This is a genomic window from Bifidobacterium sp. LH_419 (genome assembly GCF_056356955.1).
In genome coordinates, this window is the sequence record NZ_JBKEVG010000004.1 from 150,304 (window position 1) to 156,303 (window position 6,000).

A 6,000-nucleotide genomic window follows, 5' to 3' on the forward strand; every position below is an offset into this window, starting at 1 on the left:
TGATTGGCGTCCCCGCGTGTATCATCGTGCTCTATGAGTGAGACCGAACCGAAGTTCCGTTACAACGCCGCTCTGGCGCAGGACATCGAAAACAAATGGCAGAAGAAGTGGGATGAGGAGGGCACCTTCTGGGCCGCCAACGTCTCCGGCGACCTGAAGGACGGCAAGGGCCGCAACGCCGAGGGACGCCCCTCCTACTTCGCGATGGACATGTTCCCCTACCCGTCCGGCAAGGGCCTGCACGTGGGCCACCCGCTCGGCTACCTCGCCTCCGACGTGGTGTCCCGCTACCACCGCATGAAGGGCGAGAACGTGCTGCACGCCATGGGCTACGACGCCTTCGGCCTGCCCGCCGAGCAGTACGCCGTCCAGACCGGCCAGCACCCGCGCATCACCACCGAGCAGAACATCGCGAACATGTCGCGCCAGCTGCACCGCATGGGCCTGAGCTTCGACGACCGCCGCACCTTCGCGACCATCGATCCCGGCTACGTGCGCTGGACTCAGTGGATCTTCTCGCGCATCTACGATTCCTGGTACGACGAGGACGCCACGAACCCGTCCGGCACGAAGGGCTCCGCCCGTCCGATCTCCGAGCTCGTCGCCAAGTTCGAGAACGGCGAGAAGGCCATCCCGGGCCACGAGACGGACGGCAAGGCATGGGGCGACCTCACCGAGGCCGAGCAGCAGGACATCCTCAACGACTTCCGCCTCGCCTACATCTCCAAGTCCCCGGTGAACTGGTGCCCGGGCCTGGGCACCGTGCTCGCCAACGAGGAGGTCACCGCCGAAGGCAAGTCCGAACGCGGCAACTTCCCGGTCTTCCAGCGTGAGCTGCGCCAGTGGTCGATGCGCATCACCAAGTACGGCCACCGCCTCATCGAGGACCTCGACGGCATCGACTGGCCGGAGAAGGTCAAGCTCATGCAGCGCAACTGGATCGGCGAGAGCCACGGCGCCTCCGTGCACTTCCAGGTCGAGACCCCGAACGGCACGCGCGACATGGAGATCTACACCACGCGTCCGGACACCCTGTTCGGCACCACGTTCGCCGTCGTCTCCCCGGAACACCACCTGCTCGAGGACGTGCCCGCCGAATGGCCGGCCGAAACCCCCGAGGATTGGAAGGGCGGCTACGCCACCCCGGTCGAGGCCGTGAAGGCGTATCGTCTCGCCGCCGAATCGAAGACCGCGAAGGACCGCGTCGACGAGGCCGGCGAGAAGACCGGCCTGTTCACCGGCCTGTACGCCGTCAACCCGATCACCGGCGCGAAGCTGCCGCTGTTCACCGCCGACTACGTGCTCATGGACTACGGCACCGGCGCGATCATGGCCGTGCCGGGCGGCGACCAGCGCGACTACGATTTCGCCGTCAAGTTCGGCCTGCCGGTCATCTACACCGTCAAGCCATTGCCGGAATCCGGCGACGACCTCGCGGCCTACGAGGGCAAGGCGCCGTTCGTCTCCCACGACGGCATCGTCATCAACTCCTCCGTCGAAGCGACCAAGGCGAAGGGCGACGCGCTCTCCCTCGACGGCCTTCGCGTCGACGACGCCATCGCCAAGGTGAACGCATGGCTGGAATCCGCGGGCGTCGGCAAGGGCACCGTCTCCTACCGTCTGCGCGACTGGCTGTTCTCCCGCCAGCGCTACTGGGGCGAACCGTTCCCGATCGTCTACGGCGAGGACGGCACTCCGCACCTGCTGCCCGACTCCGCGCTGCCCATCAACCTGCCGGACGTGCCCGACTACCAGCCGCGCACCTTCGACCCGATGGACGCCGAATCCAACCCCGAGGCGCCGCTGAGCCGCAACGAGGATTGGGTGAAGGTCGAGCTCGATCTGGGCGACGGCGTGAAGACCTACTACCGCGACACGAACACGATGCCGAACTGGGCCGGCTCCTGCTGGTACTACATGCGCTACATCGACCCGACCGACACGGCCCACATGGTCGAGAAGGACGAGTTCGACTACTGGATGGGTCCGAACCACAACAAGTACTCGGGCGACGAAGGCGGCGTGGACCTGTACATCGGCGGCGTCGAGCACGCGGTGCTCCACCTGCTGTACTCGCGCTTCTGGCACAAGATCCTCTTCGACCTCGGCTACGTGGATTCCGCCGAACCGTTCCACAAGCTGTTCAACCAGGGCATGATCCAGGCGTACGCCTACACCGACGACCGCGGCCAGTACGTGCCGGCCGACGAGGTCGTGGAGGGCCCGGCCGACGAGAACGGCGAACCCACGTTCACCTGGAACGGCGAGCACGCGAACCGCGAGTTCGGCAAGATGGGCAAGAGCCTCAAGAACATCATCACGCCGGACTACATGTACGAGAACTACGGCGCGGACACGTTCCGCCTGTACGAGATGAGCATGGGCCCGCTGGACGAGTCCCGTCCGTGGAACACGCGCAACGTGGTCGGCGGCATGCGTTTCCTGCAGCGCCTGTGGCGCAACGTGGTCGACGAGACCACCGGCGAGGCGCATGTGAGCGAGGACGCGCCGGACGTGAAGACTTTGAAGCTCCTCAACAACACGATCGCCGAGGTGACCGTGGAGATGGAGAACATGCGTCCGAACACGGCCATCGCGAAGCTCATCGTGCTCAACAACCACCTGACGTCCCTCAAGGCCGTGCCGCGCTCCGCCGTCGAGCCGCTGATCCTCATGCTCGCCCCGATCGCCCCGCACATCTGCGAGGAGATGTGGCAGCGCCTCGGCCACGCCGAGTCCCTGTCCGCCGCGCCGTGGCCGGTCGCCGACGACAAGTACGTCGGCCAGGACACGGTCACCGCGGTCGTGCAGATCAAGGGCAAGGTACGCGCCAAGCTCGAGGTCTCCCCGGACATCGATCCGGCCGAGCTGGAGAAGCTCGCGCTCGAAGCTGTCGCCGTCCGTCTCGGCGGCAAGGAGCCGCGCAAGGTGATCGTCAAGGCCCCGAAGATCGTCTCGATCGTCCCGGCCGAATGATTCCGCCCGTGTCGTCCGCGTCTCGCGTTCCCGTGTGACGCGGACGACATGCGATAATTAGACACTCGCCGCGGCAAATGTGAAGAACTCTAGGGGCTCTATCCACATTCACCGCAGCGTTGGACTCGACGCCCATGCCTCATCCACAGTGGAGGCATGGGCGTTCGTCATAGTGGAAACGGAAACGGCCGCGCACGGCACGGCGGATACGGCATCGTCGACGGTATCGGAGGAGACGGTGCCGTCGGTTTCGATGATGCCGTCGGACGCGATGGCATCATCGGATGCGGTGGCGCGGCCGGATACGATGCGGTGGAGACGCCGACCGCGTATGACGCGTACGATGTCTGTCCGTCGTACGGCGGGTACCCGGCTTCCACGGTGCCGCCGGTCCCGCTGCCTCCCGCCGCAACGGCGGCGGCAGCGGAATCGGCGACATCGGTGGAACCGGCAGCCGTTCCGGATGCCGTAACCGTTCCGCCCCTGGCAGCCGTTCCGGACTCCGAGGCACGACCGAAAGCCGTGCTTTCGGAACTGTCCGGCGTGCGCGGAGGCGACAGGGACGAGCATTTCGCCGATCGCGCCCGCCATGGTAGACCACGATTGCGGTTCGGCGCCACGCAGGCGCTGGCGATGATTCTCATCATGGTGATGGCCACCTGCGCGAGCCTTACCCTGCTCATCCGGCAGGCCGTGAACTATGCGGCGATCGAAGCGGCGTCCGCCACGTCCGCCGTCGCTTCCGGCGGCGTGACGGAAGGCGACGACGTCGGGGGAGCGACGTCGGGCGGTACTGCGGCGGGTGACGAGACGCCAGAGGGTGATGCGTCGCAGTCTGGAGACGATATGGCGGCCGGTTCCGGCACGATGCCGGGGCAAGCACAGGCGCAACCGCCGCAACCGGCCGATACCCGCGTCGACCTGAACACGGCAACGTTGGAACAGCTTGATGCGATACCCGGCATCGGTCCGGTCACCGCGCAGAAGATCCTCGACCATCGTGCAACAATCGGACGATTCGGCAGCGTCGACCAGCTGCTTGACGTGCCCGGCATCGGCGCGAAGACGTTGAAGAAGATCAGGCCGGAGGTGAAGGTCTGATGGGCGGGCGGTTGGAGCGTGGCTGCGACGATCGGCGACTGCTGCCCGTCGCCGTCGTCCTGTGGGCGTCATGCTTGGGCGCGCACGGGTTGTTCTCCCGGTGCATGGCGCTGTTCGCCGGTGCGGACTCCGGGGAATCAGACGGATCGATGGCGCCGATCGTCGCCGTATGCGTCGTGACGATCGGTGTGCTTCTCGTATGGATTGTGGCGGAGCGGTGCGCGCGTCAGGGAATCGGCCGCGTTACGGTCGTCGTCTGCGTGGGAGCGTTCCTGCTGGGGGCCGTCACGACATGGGCCGCGGAATCGGCCGTATGGTTCGATTCTGCGATGACGCGCGCACGAGACGGCCCCGCCAGGGTCGTGGTACGACTGCGTGTCGTCGAGCCGGTCGAAACGTCGTCCATGCGTGACGCCGACTGTCAGGCGGAGACACGTCTCGTCGCGATGGACGACGGCGTCGTTTCGACACGATCGCATGCGCGAGTACGGCTTCTTGCGTCGGGCTCCGATTGCGGACGACTGCACCGTGGCGCCGGCTATGAGGCGAGCGGAGAACTGCGGGAGGCGGAACTCGGCGTGACGCCGCTCTGGTTGACCGTCTCCGAAGATGATGATGAGGCAGTGGCCGATGCCGGGATTCCCGGTTCGATATCAGACATGTCGGGCATACACATGACCGAACGCCAGCCATTGTTCGACGGTTGGCGCGAGCGTGTGCAGGAATCATTCTTCCAAGCGACCGACGGTCTCGATGATTCGGGGCGCATACTTGTGCCCGGACTCACCATGGGGTTCCTTGGACAGGATTACGTGGGGGTCCCGGAACCGGATTCGGCGGCGGATTCCAATCCGATCGACGAGACGTATGCGAGCCGGCTGGAAGACTGCTTCCGCCGCGCCGGGATCATGCACCTCATGGCCGTGTCCGGCGGACATTTCGTCATCGTCGCCGCGCTGATCCGCAGAATGGGCGCGTACCTGCTCATGCCCCGGCAGATGGTCGCATGCATGACCGTCATGTCCACGACGCTGATGGCGGCGATGATGGCTCCCGGCGACAGCGTCACCCGCGCGTTGGTCATGGGATGGCTCTCCGCAGCGGCGCTGTTCGTCGGCCGGCGCGCGCAGGCGTTGAGTGCGCTATGCGTCACCTCGATCATCATGCTGCTGACGAATCCCGCCTTGGCGTGGAGTTTCGGATTCGCCTTGTCCTGCGCCGCCGTACTCGGCATCATCCTCATGGCGCGCCCCATGGCCGGCGCTATGGCGTTGCTGTTGCCCGACGCCCTCGCCGATGCGATAGCCATGACCGTCGCCGCACAGGTGACGACATTGCCGATTCAGGTGCTGATGGAGCCGCAGCTGCCGGTATGGTCGGTGCTCGCGAACATCCTCGTCACGCCCGTGGTCGCCTTCTCCACGATGACCGGGCTCGCAGGGCTTGCACTCGCATGGGTGAACATGGATGCGGCGCGTCTATGCGCATGGCTCTCTTCATGGGGTACGCGAATCATGGAACAGGTCGCGATACGTCTGGGGGATGGGAATCAGGCGACGATTCCATGGATGGAGGGCGTGACAGGTGCGTTTGCGCTTGCCGCGGTGGAAGCGGCGATGGTGATCGGCGCCAAGTTGGTCCGACGATGGATTTCGCCGCCGCCCGGAGCCCATATGCTGCTCGGCGAACCCTTCACCAGCAATCCCCGGAACCGGCTTCGCCTTTGGTGGATGGACACCCACCGCATGATCAGTAAACTCACCTGGTAGCGGCGTCGGATGCTTGGCGGGCGTTTGCTTGGCCCCCTCTGTGGAGGGGGCTCCCGGCGGAGTGAACTGCGCCCCGATTGCTGGACGTGGTTTATTAAGGGTACCTGATCAGGCTGTGGGGGACATGTTCCGGAATTCCTCCGGGGTGTGTCCC

General features: G+C 65.6%; 3 protein-coding genes. All 3 read left to right on the forward strand.

Going from position 1 to position 6,000, the window contains the following annotated elements; genetic code table 11:
- Nucleotides 1-33 precede the first annotated feature (33 nt).
- The 3 genes from leuS to AC1AYX_RS04740 all read left to right on the forward strand — a co-directional run bounded on the left by leuS (nt 34) and on the right by AC1AYX_RS04740 (nt 5,846).
- On the forward strand, nt 34-2,976 hold the full coding sequence (gene leuS, locus AC1AYX_RS04730) for a leucine--tRNA ligase (RefSeq protein ID WP_476502413.1): 2,943 nt from the start codon (nt 34-36) through the stop codon (nt 2,974-2,976).
- A gap of 522 nt (nt 2,977-3,498) precedes the next feature.
- Nucleotides 3,499-4,077 (forward strand): ComEA family DNA-binding protein, encoded by a 579-nt coding sequence (locus tag AC1AYX_RS04735; protein WP_476502414.1) that lies wholly within the window; start codon nt 3,499-3,501, stop codon nt 4,075-4,077.
- A 104-nt stretch (nt 4,078-4,181) separates the two neighbouring features.
- Nucleotides 4,182-5,846 carry a ComEC/Rec2 family competence protein gene (locus AC1AYX_RS04740; RefSeq protein ID WP_476502415.1) on the forward strand — a complete coding sequence of 555 codons (1,665 nt, stop codon included), beginning with the start codon at nt 4,182-4,184 and terminating at the stop codon, nt 5,844-5,846.
- The last annotated feature ends 154 nt before the right edge of the window (nt 5,847-6,000 follow it).

Excerpts from the sequence above, each read along its gene's own strand:
- leuS (WP_476502413.1), top strand. The coding sequence starts at position 34 with ATGAGTGAGACCGAACCGAAGTTCCGTTACAACGCCGCTCTGGCGCAG.
- AC1AYX_RS04740 (WP_476502415.1), top strand. The coding sequence starts at position 4,182 with ATGGCGCTGTTCGCCGGTGCGGACTCCGGGGAATCAGACGGATCGATG.